This is a genomic window from Leyella stercorea (assembly GCF_019052365.1).
GTDB lineage: Bacteria > Bacteroidota > Bacteroidia > Bacteroidales > Bacteroidaceae > Prevotella.
Genome location: NZ_JAHQUY010000019.1, coordinates 1 through 19,600, shown reverse-complemented (window position 1 = coordinate 19,600; position 19,600 = coordinate 1). Strand labels below are relative to the sequence as shown.

The following is a 19,600-nucleotide window of genomic DNA, read 5'->3' as shown; positions in this document are numbered from 1 at the left end:
TTTGCATACCTTTTACACAAAGTAACGAAAAACAAGTATGGATATGAATAATCTGATGAATATGGTGCGTAAGGCGATGGCGGTAGCGGCGTTCCTTACGCTTTCTGTTGCGGCTGACGCGGCGGAAGTAGTGTACAGAATTGTGGAGTATAACAAGCAGACGGCTGAGTTTGAGATAGCGGCTTGCGGAATGGTGCCGCGTAACTCGAGGGTTTACTTCGAGAACGAGTTCGGCGCAACCACCGGCAACCGCTACAACCAGATACCGCGCAACCGCGAGGCGGTGCTCTATCTCGAAGGATGGCAAGGCTGCAAGGTGCGCAGCATCACGTTCTCGATGTGCTCAAACAACAAGAGCGGACAGGTGGGCGTGGCGCTCAACGACGGCGGCACAACGCTTTACGAGTCGGCGCCGGTAGACTTCGCCAGCAGCGAGTGGTTCGGCTCGTGGGTGTCGAAAGACCTCGGTGTGTATGTCGACGTGACGAAGCAGACAGACGCTCCTGCTATTGCCACCGACGACGCAACAATTGTTGTGGCAGGAGGCAGAAGCGAAGGATCGGTGTATCTCGACGCCATCACGATAGATTATGATGAGGATGGCATAGAGCTTGAGTCGCCGCTCGGCTGGCAGTATGAGAAGCTCACGAAGAAGAGTACGCTCAATGCAGGCGACGAGGTGATGATATACCGCAACGGTGCGGCGGCTGCCGACTTCGACGGTATGGACGAGTCGCACTATCTCGACGCCGTTGCCGTGCCGTTAACAGCCGACGTGACGAGCCCAGACGTGCTGCGCTTCAAGCTTGACAAGTCTGCCGATGGGGCTGCTTGGACCTTCACCGACCAGTTCGGTCGTCAGCTTGGCGCAACAGGCAAGCAGCAGCTTGCGTGGGACGAGGGCGCAACCGAGTGGACCGTAGACCTTGGCTACGACGGTGCGACAATAGCTCCCGCCGGCACCGATTACGGCACGCTGCGCTACAGCACGCCCGACAATAATTATGCTCGCTTCAATCTCTACACCTCTAAGTCGCTGCCCCTGCCGTTCCTCTATCTTAAGGGCGAGCAGAAGCAGCCCGAGCAGTCGCGTTCGCTCGTCTTCGCTGAGGAGGAGCAGACCGTCTCTCTCGACGCTGCCCACATCGGTCTGCGCCCAACGTTGCTGCCGAAGACCACAACCGACAAGCGCCTTCGCTGGAGCAGCTCCAACGAGAGTGTTGCAACCGTAGCAGGCGGCTTCGTAACGCTTCTCGGCGTGGGCGAAACAACCATAACTGCCGCTGCTTTCGACGGCGGAGCTGAAGCGACCATACGCCTCGTCGTGACCGAACCGACCGCCGTCAACGGCGTAACGTCTGGCACAAAGATGCAGCGCCCACGCAAGGTGCTCAGCGGCAACAAAGTCGTCATCCAGACTGAGCAGGGACGCTACGGCGTTGATGCGGCGATGTGGTGATGTGTTGAGATGTTGAGGTGTTGAGGTGGTGATGTGGTGAGGTGTTGAGATGTTGAGGTGTTGAGATTTGTAGATCTCTATTGCATAAAAAAACAGCTAAATCTTGAACCGGAAAACTCATTATTCATTGTTTTCTGGTTCAAGATTTAGCTGTTTTTTATCGAATATACTCGATAAAATAGTAGTGTTTTTATCGAATATACTCGATAAAATGATGGTGTTTTTATCGAATATACTCGATAGAATGATGGTGTTATTACGTTTGTGCTTAAATTTCGTCGAATTCACAATCGTGATCTTTGAAGAAGTCGTAATAGATTCTTACGTTGGGCAGGTCTGTCCATTTGCACACAGATACGGGCGAGTTGTCCATATTATATATTTTGGCATAAGGAATAGACAAGAGGAATGGACTGTGGGTTGACATTATGAACTGACAATCGTAGAACCGTGCCATACCAATAATGAATTGCACCAATTCGAGTTGCATCTCTGCCGACAACGAATTCTCAGGCTCGTCTAATAGATACAGACCACCAGGTAGAATGGAGTCGGTAAAGTATTTAAAGCCATTTTCGCCATTTGAATAAGTTCTTTCGTCTACTCCGATGCTTCCCCTTACATATCTTGAGCCTGATTGTTTTCTCTTCTTGCAATAGTCGGTATAGGCTTTCATACTTTGTGGGTCGTCAGCGTTAAACCCACGTGGTCCTTGCCAACCGTACCGATCCATTTCGCTTTTTTCGTTGAAAATCAATTCGCGTTTAAAATTGAGGTTTTCGTTCCTCTCACGAACCTCAATGATGTAGTTAAACACGTCGTCGCTTGTTATTATCTTTGATAAGCGTTTGAGATCTTTTAGTTGTAGGGGGTCATGCACGCTTAATTCGTAATGACATTTCTCGATATATGGGTCGAAGAAATAGGTCTTGTTATAAGCGGTTTTTCTATCCAGTTTTAGTTTCTCGGCAATGATATTTAGCAGTGTGCTTTTTCCTGAACCATTGCTTCCACACAAGATTGTGATGTCAGAGAAGTCTATACGCTCAAATTGTTTGTCGGATGTGAAAAAGTTAAATGGATAGTATGAGTTGTAGCATGTACGGCGAAAGGAGTTTAAGAAGTGTTCTTCTTCGTCTCTTGGGGGCAAATTAAAGCTATTTAAGTATATCATTTTATGTTATTATTGTGTCTGTTAAAACTGGGTATTATTCGCTCCATACACCACGCGAAGGCTTCCGCTGTGCGCTCGGCTTCGGCGCCGAAGTGTCCGCCTTCGTGCCAACGCAGGGTAACGGCGGTGGGGGAGAGCTGCTGGCAGAGCAGGTCGTACTCAGCACGCACGCAGTCGCCGATGCGCTTCATGCGCTGGTTGCGGCAATGCTCCTCGCGGTCGCCGAGGGAGAGGTGGACAGGTGTTGTTGTGGTGATATGTTGAGGTGTTGAGTTTTGAGTGTTGAGTGTTGAGTTTTGCGCTCGGCTTTTGCCGCTTGCCAGAGCAAGAATTGTTGCCTTTGGCGAGAGTATAGGGTGCGCAGCGGCATATTCGCCCCAACCCTTAATCCAGAGCGAAGGCGATGCGGCTGCCACGGCGGCGAAGGCATCGGTGTTGCGCGCAGCCCAAAGAGCGAATTGTCCGCCGAGCGAGTAGCCGCCGATGATGCAGGGCAAAGCGCCGAAGCGCTCGCGGAGCCACGGCAGCAGGGTGTGCTCTATGAAGCGGAGTGTGTCGGGAGCGTGGCTGCCCACCTCGGCGTCGCGCGACACAGCATCGTCAGCCCACGGCATTAGGGCGCGCGCCCACTCAACGCAGTCGAAGAAGACGATGGCGAAGCCCTTGCCGCTCGCCTGTGCAATCAATTCTACTTCGCGCCGCACACCGTCGTTCTTCTCCTCGTGGCGCGCCGACGGCTGTATGAGCAGCACCTGCGGTTCGCTCACGACAAAGAGCTTGCAGGGCGTTTGTATGTTATGGTGTTCTGTAAGGATGGTGCTTTTGCTGGACATAATGGTTGGAGTTTTTATGGATTAGCAAAGTTAATGTTTTTGTTGGATATATGGCTGCTTTTGATGGGTAAAATTAAATGGCTTGTTGGTTGGTTGGTTGATTGGTTGGTTGGTTTGGGTGTTGATTGGTTGATTGGTTGGTTGATTGGTTGGTTGATTGGTTGGTTGATTGGTTGGTTTGGGTGGTGATTGGTTGGTTGATTGCTTGGTTGAGGGCGTGTCAAAACTCCCAATATAAATAACAAAAAACTCGTTGTACGTTCTTGTGTGGATGTACAACGAGTTTTTGTTTTTCTGCAAAAAAGAGCCTTATAAACAATTTATATGGCGTTATATGGGTCAAATAAGCCCTCAAATAAGAGAAAATTCCTCCCTTGGTCATTTTTGCCACCATTTTCTTTATATTAAAGGCAATGGCAAAGAAGGCAAAGTCCATTTTGACCTTGTCTACACCGAAATGGCGAAAACGACGATACGCCATGTTGTATTTAATTTGTCCGAAAACCGCTTCCGGCTCGATGCATCTCCGGCCTCTATGCCTTAAACCTTCCTCAGAGGTGAGCAGCTCACTCGCCTTATGTCTGTAAGCTTCCAGTTTGTGGTTCCGGTCAATCACACTTTTATCCCCGGATGCATCGAAACACAGACAGCGTAGCGGACATCCCTTGCAGTTCTGTGCTGTGTATGTTGCCCTATTGGAGACGTATCCACTCGCACTTTTCTTGTGGCTGGTTCCGGTGCGTGTCATGTGTTGTCCCATCGGACAGACGCAATAGTCTTCGTCCTTGTTGTAATAGAAGTTTTCAGAGCGGAACGGATCCGGTACATACTGCGGACGGTGCTCTATATGGAAGCGGTTGTATTTCACATAGGCAGCGGTGCCGTTCAGCTCCATAAACTCGTAATTCTCCTCTGAGCCATAACCGGAGTCTGCCACTTCCGTTGACGCAAAGTGTCCGTAACGCTCACGGAACGACTCCATGAAAGGGATGTAGGTAAGGGTGTCTGTAGGGTTGGGGAACAGTGCAAAGTTGGTGATGAACTGGTTCTCGGTAGCGATCTGCAGATTGTATCCGGGTTTTGTCAGGCCTTCGTTCATTGCATCCTCTTTAAGGTGCATGAAAGTGGCGTCCTTGTCGGTCTTCGAATAGGAATTGCGATCGCCGAGATTTTCAAGATGCCGGTCGTATTCACCGAGCTTACCGCTACGCTCCTTGAGTTCCTTGGCTATCTTGCGCCGCTTCTTCTTTTCCTCCTTGTCCAGTTGTGGATCAGAGAGCGAGGCGTTGACTTTGTCAGAAATCTCCGCAAGCAGTGACGGAGTGACTTCCAGTGTTTCGTCCTGCCTGGCGTTGTCTTGTGCTATGCAGTCGTCAACCTGGGCAAGCAGCGCCTTTACCTTCTCAATCAGTCTGGCACGGTTACGCTCTACCGTCTTGCGCCAGACAAACGTATACTTGTTTGCCTTCGACTCTATCTTCGTGCCGTCCACGTACTCCACGTCGAGACTAACGAATCCCTTATCCGCAAGAACGAGCACAAGCTGCGTGAATATGTTGTTGATCTCGTCCTTCAGACGGTTGCGGAAACGGTTGATCGTTATGAAGTCAGGCTTTTCATACCCTGCCAGCCAGATGAAATGTATGTCACGCAGGAGCAATTGCTCTATGCGGCGACATGAATAGATATTGTTCATATAGGCATAGATGATGACCTTGAGCATCATGCGTGGATGGTACGGACACCTGCCCATACCGTTGTATAATTTGTTTACTGAACTCATGTCAAGATGGTCCACAATGCTGGAAACGATGCGTACGGGGTCGTTTTCCGCAATATTTTCATCGATTCGTTGCGGAAAAAGAACCATTTGGTTGGTGGTATAAGAACGAAAGTGTAACTTTGCCATAGTTAATTTTTTTCTATGGTCTAAAGTTACAACAAATTTTAGACATAGCAAAGCCCTGGCTTGTGAAAGTCAGGGCTTTGTGATTTTTTTAATAATAAGGGAGTTTTGACTTTACCCTCCCCTATGAGGGCAGCGGACGGAATCTGATCGGGCAGCGGACGGAATCTGATCGGGCGGCGGACGGAATCTGATCGGGTGGCGGACGGAATCTGATCGGACGGCGGACGCGCAACGATGACAAAAGCATAGGGTGAAGAGCAACAAACTGCGCCTGTATCTGCAACAAACTACGCCTGCGTATATAATAAAATGTGGAAATGTACGTTATTAATAGACGTTAAGTACTTTTGAGGCTTAATGCAGACAACAAAACAACGAATAAAACGTACTGAAAAATGATTGATTATATTAAGGGCGAACTGGCGGAACTCACTCCGGCGCAGGCAGTTGTTGAGGCTTACGGCGTGGGTTACGCTCTGAATATCTCGCTGAACACATACGAGGCGATACAGGGCAAGGAGAACGTGAAACTGTTTGTGCACGAGGCGCTTGTCACTGGCGGACGCGACGACAGCTACACTTTCTACGGCTTCGCTTCTAAGCAGGAACGCGACCTCTACCGACTGCTCATCACCGTCTCGGGTGTGGGAGCCAACACGGCGCGCATGATTCTCTCGTCGGCATCGCCCTCGGAGCTGTGCAACGCTATCTCCACGAGCAACGAGCGCGTGCTGAAGAGCGTGAAGGGCATCGGACTGAAGACCGCACAGCGCATCATCGTCGACCTGAAGGACAAGATTCTCTCGCTGGGCATAGCGCAGGAGGTGGCGGCAGGAACCGCTACGGACAGCACTATTCCCGTCGACGTGCGCGACGAGGCGGTGGCTGCACTCACCATGCTCGGCTTCTCGCCCGCACCTACGGCGAAGGTGGTTACGGCGATTCTCACCGACGACGCCACGCTGCCCGTTGAGCAGGTGGTGAAGCTGGCGCTGAAGCAGATTAAGTAGACAAGTAAATAAGCTGATTTTGAATTTAACTAATATCATATACCGATTTTTAAAGCGTAGGCTGCAGGCGATTCGTTCGCTCGGCACTGCCCGCGCGTTTGTCGTCGTAATGGTTATGGCGGCACTGGCGTCGTATGCCATCACGCAGACGCCGCAGAACCCGCAGCGCAAGCTCTCGGTGCGCAAGACGCGCGACGCGGCTCCGCAACGTAACGGCTCCGCTGGGCGCATCGACTCGCTCGTCGTGAAGGCGCAGCCCAAGCTCGAGAACGAGGACTCGATACCCGACTCGCTGCTGCATCCGCGCTGGAAGATACAGCGCACGCTGCCCATCACGCTCGACGACCTCGACCAGAACGCCGCCGACCTGAAGCGTCCCGACAACCTGAAGCAGGACGTGGTGTACAACGACTCGCTCGACCGATACATCATCGGTTCGAAGATATCCGACTCGTACATCAACGCCCCGTTCATGATGACGCAGGACGAGTATCGCAAGTGGAGCGAGCGCCGAATGATGAACCAGTTCTTCCGCAAGAAGAACGACGAGATATACCAGGCTAAGGGCAAGGAGAAGTTCGACTTCACCGACATGCACTTCGACCTCGGTCCGGCTGAGAAGATATTCGGCCCTGGCGGTGTGCGCATCAAGACGCAGGGAACAGCCGAGCTGAAGTTCGGTGCCACGATGAAGAGCATCGATAACCCGTCGCTGCCCGTGCGCAACCGCAAGACCACCACGATGGACTTCGACGAGAAGATAAACGTGAGTCTTAACGGACGCGTGGGCGACAAGGTGAACATGAACCTCAACTACAACACCGACGCTACGTTCGACTTCGACGCGCAGAGCCTCAAGCTGAAGTACGACGGCAAGGAAGACGAGATAGTGAAGCTCATCGAGGCTGGCAACGTGTCGTTCCCCTCCAACTCGTCGCTCGTACGCGGAGCATCTTCGCTCTTCGGTCTGCGCACCGACCTGCAGTTCGGCAAGCTCAAGCTGCAGCTCGTAGCCTCGCAGAAGAAGTCGTCGTCGAAATCGGTGTCGTCGAAGGGCGGCAAGCAGTTCACGCCGTTCGAGATAGACGCCGCCAACTACGAGGAGAACCGCCACTTCTTCCTCGCGCAATACTTCCACGACCGCTACGACGAGTCGATGCGCTCGCTGCCCAACCTCACGTCGGGCGTGACGATCAACCGCGTGGAGGTGTGGGTGACGAACAAGTCGGGCAACACATCCAACACCCGTAACATCATCGCCCTCACCGACTTGGGCGAGAACAACCGCGTGTCTAACAGCCTCTGGAACGTGACAGGACAGCCCGTGCCTGCCAACGCCGCCAACTCGGAGTATGCAGCCATGACATCGCAGTACGCCGCCGCACGCGACATCGATCAGACATCGACCGTGCTCGACGGAATACCCGGCTTCGTGGGCGGAGCCGACTACGAGAAGCTGGAGCGTGCGCGCCTGCTCAACTCGTCGGAGTACACCGTGAACAAGGCGCTGGGCTACGTCTCGCTGAAGACATCGCTGCAGACCGACCAGGTGCTCGCCGTGGCTTACGAGTACACATACGGTGGCGTAACGTATCAGGTGGGCGAGTTTGCGTCGGACATCACCGACTCTAACAAGGCGCTCTACGTGAAGGCGCTGAAGAACACCAGCAACAATCCGCATCAGGGCAACTGGGGCCTCATGATGAAGAACGTCTACTACCTCGCCTCGTCGGTGGAGAAGGAGAAGTTCCGCTTGGATGTGAAGTTCCAGAGCGACACCGCCGGTGTCTACCTCACATACATACCCGAGCCGCAGGTGAAGAACCAGACACTTATAAAGTTCCTCGGAGCCGACCGACTCGACAATAACAACAAGGCGCATCCCAACGGCTACTTCGACTACGTGGAGGGCTACACCGTTACGAACGGTCGAGTGTTCTTCCCCGTTGCCGAACCGTTCGGCAGCTATATGTACGAGACGCTTCTGAAGAACGGCGTGGCGGCAGACAAGGCTGAGAAGTACGCCTTCACCGAGCTGTACGACTCTACGAAGACCGTGGCGAAGCAGATAGCCGAGAAGGACAAGTATGTGCTCATGGGACAGTTCCGCGGCACATCGGCTAACGTAATCTCGCTCGGCGCATACAACATTCCGCAAGGCTCGGTGGTAGTTACGGCAGGCGGCGTCACGCTCGCCGAAGGCACCGACTACTCGGTCGACTACTCGGGTGGCGAGGTGACCATCCTCAACCAGAGCATCATCGACGCCGGCACCGCCGTGAACGTGTCGCTCGAAAGCAATACCGACTACGGACAGGAGCGCAAGACGATGTTCGGTATGAACTGGGAGTACGACTTCTCGAAGGACTTCCAGCTCTCGGGTACGTTCCAGCACCTCTCCGAACAGGCGCTCACCAACAAGGTGAACATGGGATCGGAGCCGCTCAGCAACACTATCTGGGGCTTGAACATCAACTGGAAGAAGCAGAGCCAGTGGCTCACGAACATGCTCGATAAGCTGCCCTTCCTGCATCTCACACAACCGTCGAGCATCTCGTTCTCGGGCGAGTTCGCGCAACTCATAGCCGGACAGAGCAGCGGCACGCAGGACAACGCCTCGTACATCGACGACTTCGAGAACACCAAGAACACTATCGACGTGTCTACACCTACGTCGTGGATAATCTCGTCGGTGCCGTCGATGTTCCCCGAGTCGGGCGACAAGTCTACGCTGCGCTCGGGCTTCAACCGCTCGCGCCTGGCGTGGTACACCATCGACCCGCTCTTCACACGCCGCTCTTCGTCGCTCACTCCGAGCCACATCAAGAGCGATCTCGACCAGCTGTCTAACCATTACGTTCGCGAGTTCTACGTGAGCGAGCTGTTCCCCAACCGCGACCAGAGCGCATACAACGGCAACTCGTCGATGCTCAACATCCTGAACCTCGCTTACTATCCGAACGAGCGCGGTCCGTACAACTTCGACCCCGACCTCAACCCCGACGGCACACTCAACAATCCGCAGAAACGCTGGGGCGGCATGATGCGAAAGCTCGACACCAACGACTTCGAGGCGGCTAACATCGAGTACATCGAGTTCTGGATGCTCGACCCATTCATCTACACACGCGAGCAGGGCGTGGCAGCCGACTACGGCGGCGACTTCTACATCAACCTCGGCGAGATGAGCGAGGATATTCTGCGCGACGGCAAGAAGTTCTACGAGAGCGGCATGCCCGTAGACGGCTCGCAGAACTTCACCACTACGCAGTGGGGTAAGGTGCCCAATCAGGCTACCGTAGTGTACGCCTTCGCTACGTCGAAGGGTTCGCGTGCGCTGCAGGACGTTGGCTTCAACGGACTCAACGACGAGGAGGAGCAGAAGTGGGAGAGCTATCAGGACTTCCTCAGAGAGGTGCAGGGCAAGGTGAATCCTGCCGTGTGGGATTCTATCTGGGCTGACCCCGCAGGCGACAACTACCACTACTTCCGCGGTTCCGACTACGACAAGATGAAGGCGCCTATCCTGCGCCGCTACAAGTACATAAACAACCCGCAGGGCAACTCGCCCGACAACGACTCGCGCACCGAGAGCTACGACACATCGTACAAGTCGACACCTGACGTGGAGGACATCAACCAGGACTACACGCTCAACGAGTACGAGAAGTTCTTCCAGTATCGCGTGTCTATCCGCCCCGAAGACCTCGAGGTAGGCAAGAACTACATCGTAGACAAGCGCGAGGACACCCACCAGCTGCGCAACAACAAGACAGAGACGGTCAACTGGTACCAGTTCCGCATCCCGTTGCGCGACTACGAGAAGAAGTTCGGCGCTATCAACGACTTCACCTCCATGCGCTTCATGCGTATGTTCCTCACCGGATTCAAGCATCCTATCGTGCTGCGCTTCGGAACGCTCGACCTCGTGCGTGGTGAGTGGCGCGTCTACGAGCAGAACCTCGACAACTCGGCTTCCACTTCGGGCAAGCTCGTGGTGAGTGCCGTGAACATCGAGGAGAATAACGACAAGCAGCCGGTCAACTATATCCTGCCGCCGGGCATCAAGCGCGGACAAGACCCCACGCAGCCACAGCTCGTGGAGAACAACGAGCAGGCACTCTCGATGAGCGTCACCACGCTCGGCACCGGCGAGGCGAAGGCGGTGTACAAGAACACAACGCTCGACCTCAGACAGTACAAGCGTCTGCAGATGTTCGTTCACGCCAACGCTTTCCAGCCCAACCAGACGAATCTTGAGGACGGACAGCTGTCGGTGTTCATACGTCTCGGCTCCGACTACAAGAGCAACTTCTACGAGTACGAGATTCCGCTGAAGCTCACCGAGCCCGGCAAGTACGGACGCTTCTCGGCTGCCGACGCCCGCGCCGTATGGCCCGAGGAGAACATGCTCGACATCGCCCTCTCCAAGCTCACCGGCTTGAAGAAGGAGCGCAACAAAGCCAAGGCGAACGGACAGGCTTCGTACAACCGACTCTATTCGGCGTACGACCCCGACCAACCTAAGAACCGCATCTCGGTGATGGGTAATCCTACGCTCGGAGAGGTGAAGACTATGGTCATCGGTGTGCGCAACAACTCGGGTGAAGTGAAGAGTGGTGAGGTCTGGGTGAATGAGCTTCGACTGAAGGAGTTCAACAACTCGGGCGGTTGGGCTGCACAGGGCACGCTCAATCTGCAGCTCTCCGACCTCGGCACCGTCAACGTGCAGGGCAAGTACACCTCTGCCGGCTTCGGCGGACTGGAGGAAGGCGTGGCTCAGCGTTCTACCGACAACTACTCCAACTACACCGTGACGGCTAATGTGGAGCTTGGCAAGTTCTTCCACGACAAGGCGAAGGTTACGGCGCCGCTCTACTACTCGGTTACTAAGGAGAAGACATCGCCCAAATACAATCCGCTCGATACGGATATGGAGCTCGACGACGCTCTCGAAGCTGCTGGCTCTAAGCACGAGCGCGATTCGATAGAAAGCATCGCCGTGACAAAGGTTACGCAGACCAACTTCTCGCTGTCGAACGTGCGTGTCGGCATACAGAACAAGCGCCACCCGATGCCGTACGACCCAGCCAACTTCTCGTTCTCGTACAGTCACAGCCACAGCTACACCACCGGCGAGACTACTATCTACGAACGCGAGGACAACTGGCGCGGTGCGTTCAGCTATTCGTGGTCGCCTATATACAAGGCTTGGGAGCCGTTCAAGAAGGTGAAGAGCCGTTCGAAGTGGCTCGATTTCCCGAAGAAGTTCGGACTGAACTGGCTGCCGCAGAACGTGGCGTTCAACACCGACATCACGCGCAACTACTATGAGTTGCAGGAGCGCGACATGGAGTCGACCGAGAACCAGAAGCTGCCGCTCACGTTCTCGTCACAGTTCTTGTGGAACCGCGAGTTCAACCTGCGCTGGGACCTCACGAAGAACCTGCACATGAACTTCCAGAGCGCCACGAACGCAGAGATTGAGGAGCCTTACACACCCGTAAACAAGGACCTCTATCCCGATAGTTACACGGCTTGGAAGGACTCTGTGTGGACATCCATCAAGCATCTGGGCAGACCGTTGAAGTACAACCAGTCGTTCCTGGCGTCGTACAAGCTGCCTATTAATCTCATTCCGGTGTTCGACTGGATAACAGCAGACGGATCGTACAACGCTACGTACAACTGGATGCGCGGTTCTGACCTCGAAGACGGCACTTCGCTTGGCAACACAATCGCCAACAACCGCCAGATAAACATCAACGGACAGTTCAACATGGAGAAACTCTACAACCATGTGCCGTTCCTGAAGAAGACCAACGACCGTTTCAAGAAGGACAACTCTGCCGCAAACCGCCGCAAGGCGGAGGAGGCAAGGAAGAAGAAACGCGAGGAGGCGAAGAAGAAGCGCGAGGCTGAAGCCAAAGAGAAGGGTGCAGCCGACGGCAATCAGAAGACGAAGAAGAAGCCGCCGTTCGCAAACGACTCCAACCCGCGCGACTTGCTGGCAAAGAAGAAAAAGGGCTTCGAGAAAGAGATAACGCTCATGCCCGACACCACTATCAAGGTGAACCACGGCAAGCGCACGAAGCGCATCATAGTAAGCGGACGTACGGAGGCAGGCAGAGTGTTCGAACTGAAGTACAAGCGTGTTGATGACAACAACATCCTTATATTAAATAAGGTGGACTCGGCAACAAAGATAAAGGTTTCGGTGATAGCAAAGGAACCGCTTGAGAACCAGAAGTGGTACCGTGCGGCGCAGAGCGTGGCTCGTGTGCTGATGATGGTGCGCAACGTGAGTCTGAGCTACCGCAACCAGTACGCCATGTCGATACCGGGCTTCAAGCCGATGGTAGGCAACATGTTCGGACAGGGTTCGGGCTACGGACCGCTGTCGCCGGGCTTGGACTTTGCGTTCGGCTTCGTGGGCGACTCGTATGTAGACAAGGCTCGCGAGAACGGATGGCTGATGGTGGCCGACTCGCTCGCTACGCCGGCTACGACTAACCTGACCGAAGACTTGCAGTTGAGGGCTACGCTCGAGCCCGTGCGCAATCTGAAGATAGACCTTACGGCGTCGCGCGCCAAGACAACGGCACGCCAGGTGCAGTACATGTACGCTGGCAACCCGACCACACAGAGCGGAACGTTCACCATGACAACGCTCTCGCTGCGCAGCGCGTTCGAGGGTTCGGGCAGCGCGAAGAACGGCTACAAGTCGGCATCGTTCGAGCGCTTCTGCAACTCGCTCGAAGGCTTCCGCAAGCGCGTCGAGGCACAGTATGCCGGTGCGGTATATCCTGCCGGATCGCAGCTTGCAGGCAAGAAATTCGACGCGGCTAACGGCGGCGTCAACAAGTACAGCTCAGACGTGATGGTGCCTGCGTTCCTTGCAGCCTACACCAACATGGGCACGCAGATGTCGATATTCCCGACGCTTGCTCACCTGCTGCCCAACTGGACTATCAAGTACAGCGGACTGTCGAAACTGCCGTGGTTCCGCGACGTGTTCAAGAGCGTCAACATCAACCACGCATACAAGAGCGTATACGCCGTAGGCTCCTACTCGTCGTACAGCACGTTCATGGAGTATATGGGCGGACTCGGCTTCATCACCGACGCTACCACTGGCATGCCTACGCCGAACTCTATGTACAACGTGTCGACGGTGAGCATCAACGAGTCGTTCTCGCCGCTGCTTGGCATCGACGTCACGCTGAATAACAACCTCACCGTTAAGGCGGAGTATCGCAAGACGCGCGTGCTGAGTCTGAGCATGACTTCGGTGCAGGTGAACGAGTCGTCGTCTAACGACTGGGTGATTGGCGCCGGCTACACCATTAACAACTTCAACCTCTTCGGAGGCGGCGGCAGCAACAAGCACCGCAAGGTGAAGTCGAAGCGCAACAGCGCAAGCAACAACTCGTCGCCGAGCCGCACACGCTCCTCAAACGGTGTAAACAACGACCTGAAGCTACGTCTCGACCTGAGTCTGCGCAAGCAGGCGTCGATAAGCCGTGACATAGCCACGATGACTTCGTCGGCTAACAGCGGCAACACGGCGTTCAAGCTCGCCTTCTCTGCCGACTACACCGTGTCGCGACTGCTCACCATGAGCTTCTACTACGACCGACAGACCAACACTCCGCTGCTCTCGTCGAGCTCGTATCCGACAACAACGCAGGACTTCGGACTGAGCATGAAGTTCTCATTGACAAGATAGTGTAAAAGTTGAGAGTTGAAAATTTTCAACTCTCAATTTTAATTTATATCTTTGCAGAAGATAGGCTGCACCTCAGCATAACATTCAAGCAAGCTTGATGTTCTGCCTTCGGTTTGCACTATCTTTGCCCACATCATAACGAATATTACATTATAATATATAGCGATGAAAGATTTTAAGGACATAAAGATTGCTGTAGCCGGCACAGGCTATGTCGGACTGAGTATAGCAACACTCCTTTCGCAGCACCACCATGTGACAGCCGTAGACGTGATACCCGAGAAGGTAGAGAAACTGAACAACCGCATATCTCCTATACAGGACGAATATATAGAGAAGTATCTGGCAGAGAAACCGCTGAACATTGTAGCCACTCTCGACGGCAAGGCAGCGTATAAGGATGCCGACTTCGTGGTGATAGCCGCTCCTACCAACTACGACCCCGTGAAGAACTACTTCGACACGACGCACGTAGAGGAGGTTATCGACCTCGTGCTTGAGGTGAACCCCGACGCCGTTATGGTCATCAAGAGCACCATCCCCGTGGGCTACACACGCAGCCTCTACCTTAAATACGCTAAGAAGGGCGTAAAGCAGTTCAACCTGCTCTTCTCGCCCGAGTTCCTGCGCGAGAGTAAGGCTCTCTACGACAATCTCTACCCGAGCCGCATCATCGTGGGCTACCCGAAGCTGATTGACGGCGAGAGCTACGAAGAGGAGAACGAAGCAATCCGTACCGTCACCGACGTGGAGCGCATGAAGGAGGCTGCAAAGACCTTCGCCGCATTGCTGCAGGAAGGCGCTCTGAAGGAGAACATCGACACGCTCTTCATGGGTATGAAGGAGGCTGAGGCGGTGAAGCTCTTCGCCAACACTTATCTGGCGCTGCGCGTGAGCTACTTCAACGAGCTCGACACATACGCCGAGATGAAGGGTCTCGACACAAAGGCAATCATCGACGGCGTAGGTCTCGACCCGCGCATCGGCACCCACTATAACAACCCGTCGTTCGGCTACGGCGGCTACTGCCTGCCGAAGGACACCAAGCAGCTGCTCGCCAACTATGCTGACGTGCCCGAAAACCTCATCGAGGCCATCGTAGAGAGCAACCGCACACGCAAGGACTACATCGCTGACGCCGTTCTGCGTAAGGCTGGCTGGTACAGCTACAGCGAGAACAACCAGTACGGCGCAGAGGTGAACGCATGTGTCATCGGCGTTTACCGACTCACCATGAAGTCGAACTCCGACAACTTCCGCCAGTCGGCTATCCAGGGCATCATGAAGCGCATCAAGGCGAAGGGCGCACAGGTGATAATCTACGAGCCGACACTCGAAGACGGCACAACGTTCTTCGGCAGCCGCGTGGTGAACGACCTCGAAGCCTTCAAGGCACAGAGCCATGCCATCATCGCCAACCGCTACGACGCTTGCCTCGACGACGTTGCCGAGAAGGTATACACACGCGACATCTTCCGCCGCGACTAACACTTCTGTTCTGCGACGCCGTGCGTAGAACGAATGTATAAACGAAATAGGAAAATCCCTACCTGCGAATATGGTTTTTCACTTGCAGGTAGGGATTTTTTTGTATAATTTTGCAAGTGAAAGTTAGACGTAATGCCGTCCTACTTCACAAACAAAAAGTGAAACAATAAAAACTCGAATATTATGAAACGATTAAGTACTTACCTCACACTCCTGGTTATGGCAGCATTGCCGTTCACCTTCACCAGTTGCGAAGAAGACTGGTACGACGGTTACGACTGGTTCGACAAGCCTTACTACGACGCTTCCGACTATGCTCTTGACCTTGCGCAGACGCTCAGCGGCACATGGGAGGGAACAATCATCAACGAATACTACAACGAGGACGGCGAGCGCGAGCAGACCAAGTGCGACGCCGACTTCACCTTCGTACAGTACCGCTCCGATGCCATCAACGGCACGGGCTACGAGACCGACTACGACGGTCAGGGCAACCAGCAGACGCTGCGCTTCAAGTGGTATGTGGACTATCGCACGGGCAATGTGAACATCGAATACGTGAGCAGCGGCTACCGCTTCCTGCTCGATTCCAAAGGCAACAGCAAGTACTCTGGCTTCTCGCTCGACAACAACTACTTCGACGGCGTGATGGAGGGTGTGAACAACGACGAGTTCATCTTCTTCAGTCTCAACCGCGTCAGCGGATACAACGCTCCGCTTAAGACCAAGGCTGCAGACGGAGCTGCAAAGACAGTACGCTTCGGCAAGGGCGAGAGAAAGCAGCTCTCCGACAGCGATGTGCCGGTGATGCTGCGCAGAAGATAAACGTGTTGTTGAAAAAATCAACCATATCTTCCAGTTTCGCCGTAACTCTCACATTATAAGCATAATAAAGGCTGGGAGATTTCGCTTTTTGAGGCGAATCTCCCAGCCTTTCTTCCAGCCACAATTAGCTATCTTCCAGCTGCAATAAGGTTTCTTCTATCCTTATTCGTCTTATTCTTATCCTTCTTTACATTCTGTTCTTCTGACTGTCTCCTGCACCCGTACCCTTATACTTGCTTCTCGTAGTATTGAACTTGTAGCGGACTGTCAATGATATTTTGCTTGTCGAGAACTCATCGAAGATAGTTTCTTTCAGCTTTCCGTATTTTCCAATGATATGACTGTCGTTTGTGCCGAACACATCGTTGACATAAAGTTGCAGAGTCAGGCAGTCTTTCATGAAACCTTTGTATATAGACAGGTTGGTATTGAACATCGGTTTGTAGATATAATGGTTCTCCTCATATCCCTTTGTAATATAAGTCATCATAACGGAGAACATCGCCCATTTCGTATCGAAGGTGTTGTTGAATCGGAACATCGCCACCGGCTTGTTCAGATAGCGTCCGTCTCTTGTCTCCAACTCGAACCATTGCTTCTCGACCATTGCTGACAGCATAGGATGCCAGATGCCGAAGGTGGGCTGCAGGTTGAGCGTTGAAGTCACATTATTGTACGATTTGCCGTTTATCATCCTCATCAATCCGATGGTGGCATTGTCCTTGTACATCTCTACTGTCTGATAAATGGGGTCGGATACATGCTCATAAGTCAGGTTGAAAGTCAGCCATTTGTAGGCAAGGTCGTAACTTGTATTTCTTGAAATCTCTGAGACAAGAAACGGGTTACCGGTCTCGTATGTATAGTGATTGCTATACTGCACGCCGCTTCTTAATACCCAGTAGTTAGGTCGGTTGATGTCGGCTGCATAGCTCAGCTGCATCTGTACATTGCCGATTGGCATCGAAAGGCTGAGAGACGGAAACCACTCGCCATAAGTCTTGCTTTGCTCCGCCATATACTTACCATTGTCATAATATTTGAAGTCCACATTCTCGTATCTCAAACCCGCTTCCATATTCAGCTTGCCGAAGTCGCGATTATAGGCGACGAACGCAGAAGCCATGCCTTCCTTTATGCGGTCTATTACATTGTCGGCAAGAGTGTTCGGGATTATGGCGTAGTTGGTATTGCGGTTTGTGAACGAATACTCGCCTCCTACCGACAAATCACCACCAAAAAGCGGATAAGAGAGCACCATTTTGGAAGCAATCAATCGGTTGTACTTTGAAGTGGTACTGTTTACAAGTTGGTTTTGTATTTCCGAGTTTACCTCCTGATAATGCTCATCTATATTGTTTTTATTATTTCCTTTAGACCAAAACCAGTCGGTATTGAAGTCAATACCCAATTTACCAACTTTACCTACATAATAAACATTACTTGACCAGTTGCTATTCTGCCCAAACTCCGATCTGATAGAAGTGTTGGTCTCCGTCAATACTTCATCTCTCAGCACAGAGCCTTCCGTCTTTCCGTCTGTTTGCAGTTTAGGATTGCGCAAGAAACTAATGCTTGCTCCCAACGAATTATTGTTGTCAAACTGATAACTGGCATTCAAGCGAGAACTAAAAGTCTCGGTTTTGTTCTTCCAACGAGTTCTATCCTGCTGGTTCCATGTCTTGTCGAGATAAGTCATTTGTTGCAAGTCCTTTTCGTCTGGCGACGATTGTTTTGAGCCATAGGCGTAAGCGCCAAGCTCCAATCCGTTTCTGCGATAGTACAAATTCAGACGGGCATATCCTCCCGCGTTCTTTTTCTCGTCGTACGATCCTTCCGTCGTAGCGTCAAATCCGAAACCGTCGCCCAGTATCTTCTTTGTGGTGATACGTATAACAGCTTTCGTGCTTGCAGCATAACGAGCGCCAGGGTTAGCGATTACCTCCACCGACTTGATGTTGTCCGAACTCAAACGGTCGAGTTCACTTCTGTCTCTCATCTGTCGTCCGTTGATATAGATGATAGGCTCGCCACGACCAAACACCTTGATATTGCCGTTTTGTGCAGACACGTTAGGTATGCGGTCGAGCAGATGCTCCATTGTTCCTGCCTTTTCAAGTATAGACCCAGCAACGGTTGTTGTCATACCGCCATTCTTAAGTATGGTCTTAGGCAGCAACGACTTCACCACCACTTCTCCAAGCACCTTGCTGTCTGCCACCATCTTTATCACACCGGCATTCTCGCCTGTACAATCCTTCCATGCAGTCTTGTATCCTACAGATGTAACCTTTATTATTCCATTGTTGCAAGCCGAATCGATGGCAAAATGTCCATCCTCACCGCTTACAACACCTTTCACGAAAGCAGAATCCTGTCTGTTCAAAAGCACTACATTGGCAAATGCCAAAGGTTCGCCCTTCTCATTAACAATCTTTCCCTTTATATCCTGTGCCATCATCGGTGTGATAGCCGAAAAGCATAGAAACGTTATAAGCGTTCTCTTATTCATAGTTTCTATTTTCTATTTAGCTGGGCAAAGGTAATAAAAAATAATAAAAACGAAAGAAAATGCTGTAAAAACTTGGAATGTAAAAAACAATATCGTATATTTGTAATAAAATGAAAAGATTATGACAACAACAAACGATTATATTACCATTCTTCGCAAATACCTAAGTACCAAAGCAGATGCTTATGGAATTACAAAGATAGGAATCTTTGGATCTGTAGCGAGAAACGAACAGACCGAAGATAGCGATGTCGATGTTTGTGTTGAAATGAAAAAGCCAGACTTATTTACAATGGTTCATATCAAAGAAGAACTGCAAGAACTCTTTGGTAAGCCAGTAGATATAGTACGACTTCGCAATAATATGAATCCTATGCTTTTGAAGCAAATTAAAAGAGATGGAATATATGCATGACGAAGAACTCTTATATTATTCGCTCAAACGAATAGCTTCTACTATTGAAAGAATCATTGATAACTCTAAAGCCATTGATGATTCACAATATTATTTGCTTTCACCAACTGGCATGGAACGTCTTGAAAGTACATGTATGTTGCTTCTTGCAATAGGGGAAAGTATTAAAGGGATTGATAAAATGACACAAAAGCAACTTCTTTTCAATTACCCAGCACACCCAGTATACCTAGTACCCCTAGCACA

The 19,600-nt window shown here is 52.1% G+C and carries 10 protein-coding genes and 1 pseudogene; 7 read left to right on the top strand and 4 right to left on the bottom strand.

The genetic code is table 11. The features are described 5' to 3' along the window. The first annotated feature begins 37 nt into the window (after window positions 1–37). Window positions 38–1,459: an Ig-like domain-containing protein gene (locus KTQ90_RS05260; protein ID WP_217317474.1), complete on the top strand. Its 1,422-nt coding sequence runs from the start codon at window positions 38–40 to the stop codon at window positions 1,457–1,459. Between the two features lie 268 nt (window positions 1,460–1,727). On the opposite strand, the gene KTQ90_RS05255 is transcribed toward KTQ90_RS05260, so the two are convergent. From KTQ90_RS05255 to KTQ90_RS05240, 3 genes are all read right to left on the bottom strand, one after another. Continuing rightward, window positions 1,728–2,633, bottom strand: coding sequence for an AAA family ATPase (locus KTQ90_RS05255; protein WP_217317473.1), 906 nt, complete (start codon window positions 2,631–2,633; stop codon window positions 1,728–1,730). Beyond that, window positions 2,630–3,466 (bottom strand): alpha/beta hydrolase-fold protein, encoded by an 837-nt coding sequence (locus KTQ90_RS05250; RefSeq protein ID WP_217317472.1) that lies wholly within the window; start codon window positions 3,464–3,466, stop codon window positions 2,630–2,632. The genes KTQ90_RS05255 and KTQ90_RS05250 overlap by 4 nt, the downstream gene beginning before the upstream one ends. A 220-nt stretch (window positions 3,467–3,686) precedes the next feature. Next, the gene (locus tag KTQ90_RS05240; RefSeq protein WP_254359418.1) at window positions 3,687–5,375 is read right to left on the bottom strand and encodes an IS1182 family transposase; all 1,689 of its coding nucleotides are present in this window, start codon (window positions 5,373–5,375) and stop codon (window positions 3,687–3,689) included. Window positions 5,376–5,770: 395 nt separating this feature from the next. Here KTQ90_RS05240 and ruvA point away from each other — a divergent pair, with 395 nt between their 5' ends. The 4 genes from ruvA to KTQ90_RS05220 all read left to right on the top strand — a co-directional run bounded on the left by ruvA (window position 5,771) and on the right by KTQ90_RS05220 (window position 16,427). After that, window positions 5,771–6,385 (top strand): Holliday junction branch migration protein RuvA, encoded by a 615-nt coding sequence (gene ruvA / locus KTQ90_RS05235; RefSeq protein WP_022158194.1) that lies wholly within the window; start codon window positions 5,771–5,773, stop codon window positions 6,383–6,385. 229 nt (window positions 6,386–6,614) lie between these two features. Continuing rightward, the gene (gene sov, locus KTQ90_RS05230) at window positions 6,615–14,114 is read left to right on the top strand and encodes a T9SS outer membrane translocon Sov/SprA (RefSeq protein ID WP_475583236.1); all 7,500 of its coding nucleotides are present in this window, start codon (window positions 6,615–6,617) and stop codon (window positions 14,112–14,114) included. Window positions 14,115–14,279: 165 nt separating this feature from the next. After that, entirely contained in the window at window positions 14,280–15,602 is a 1,323-nt protein-coding gene (locus KTQ90_RS05225) for a nucleotide sugar dehydrogenase (RefSeq protein WP_217317470.1), read from the top strand. A 183-nt stretch (window positions 15,603–15,785) separates the two neighbouring features. After that, complete coding sequence (locus KTQ90_RS05220; RefSeq protein ID WP_217317469.1) at window positions 15,786–16,427, top strand: hypothetical protein; 642 nt, start codon at window positions 15,786–15,788, stop codon at window positions 16,425–16,427. A 187-nt stretch (window positions 16,428–16,614) separates the two neighbouring features. Here the strand turns inward: KTQ90_RS05220 and KTQ90_RS05215 are convergent, their stop codons facing one another. After that, complete coding sequence (locus tag KTQ90_RS05215) at window positions 16,615–18,939, bottom strand: TonB-dependent receptor domain-containing protein (protein WP_217317468.1); 2,325 nt, start codon at window positions 18,937–18,939, stop codon at window positions 16,615–16,617. Window positions 18,940–19,060: 121 nt separating this feature from the next. Here KTQ90_RS05215 and KTQ90_RS05210 point away from each other — a divergent pair, with 121 nt between their 5' ends. Beyond that, window positions 19,061–19,354 carry a nucleotidyltransferase family protein gene (locus KTQ90_RS05210; protein WP_217317467.1) on the top strand — a complete coding sequence of 98 codons (294 nt, stop codon included), beginning with the start codon at window positions 19,061–19,063 and terminating at the stop codon, window positions 19,352–19,354. Next, a pseudogene (locus KTQ90_RS05205) lies at window positions 19,347–19,600 on the top strand (hypothetical protein); the annotation flags it as partial. The gene KTQ90_RS05210 and the pseudogene KTQ90_RS05205, both read left to right, overlap by 8 nt.

Bases quoted from the DNA above. Each gene is read 5' to 3' on its own strand.
- KTQ90_RS05260 (WP_217317474.1), top strand. From the start codon at position 38: ATGGATATGAATAATCTGATGAATATGGTGCGTAAGGCGATGGCGGTA.
- KTQ90_RS05255 (WP_217317473.1), bottom strand. From the start codon at position 2,633: ATGATATACTTAAATAGCTTTAATTTGCCCCCAAGAGACGAAGAAGAA.
- KTQ90_RS05250 (WP_217317472.1), bottom strand. From the start codon at position 3,466: ATGTCCAGCAAAAGCACCATCCTTACAGAACACCATAACATACAAACG.
- KTQ90_RS05240 (WP_254359418.1), bottom strand. From the start codon at position 5,375: ATGGCAAAGTTACACTTTCGTTCTTATACCACCAACCAAATGGTTCTT.
- ruvA (WP_022158194.1), top strand. From the start codon at position 5,771: ATGATTGATTATATTAAGGGCGAACTGGCGGAACTCACTCCGGCGCAG.
- KTQ90_RS05225 (WP_217317470.1), top strand. From the start codon at position 14,280: ATGAAAGATTTTAAGGACATAAAGATTGCTGTAGCCGGCACAGGCTAT.
- KTQ90_RS05220 (WP_217317469.1), top strand. From the start codon at position 15,786: ATGAAACGATTAAGTACTTACCTCACACTCCTGGTTATGGCAGCATTG.
- KTQ90_RS05215 (WP_217317468.1), bottom strand. From the start codon at position 18,939: ATGAATAAGAGAACGCTTATAACGTTTCTATGCTTTTCGGCTATCACA.
- KTQ90_RS05210 (WP_217317467.1), top strand. From the start codon at position 19,061: ATGACAACAACAAACGATTATATTACCATTCTTCGCAAATACCTAAGT.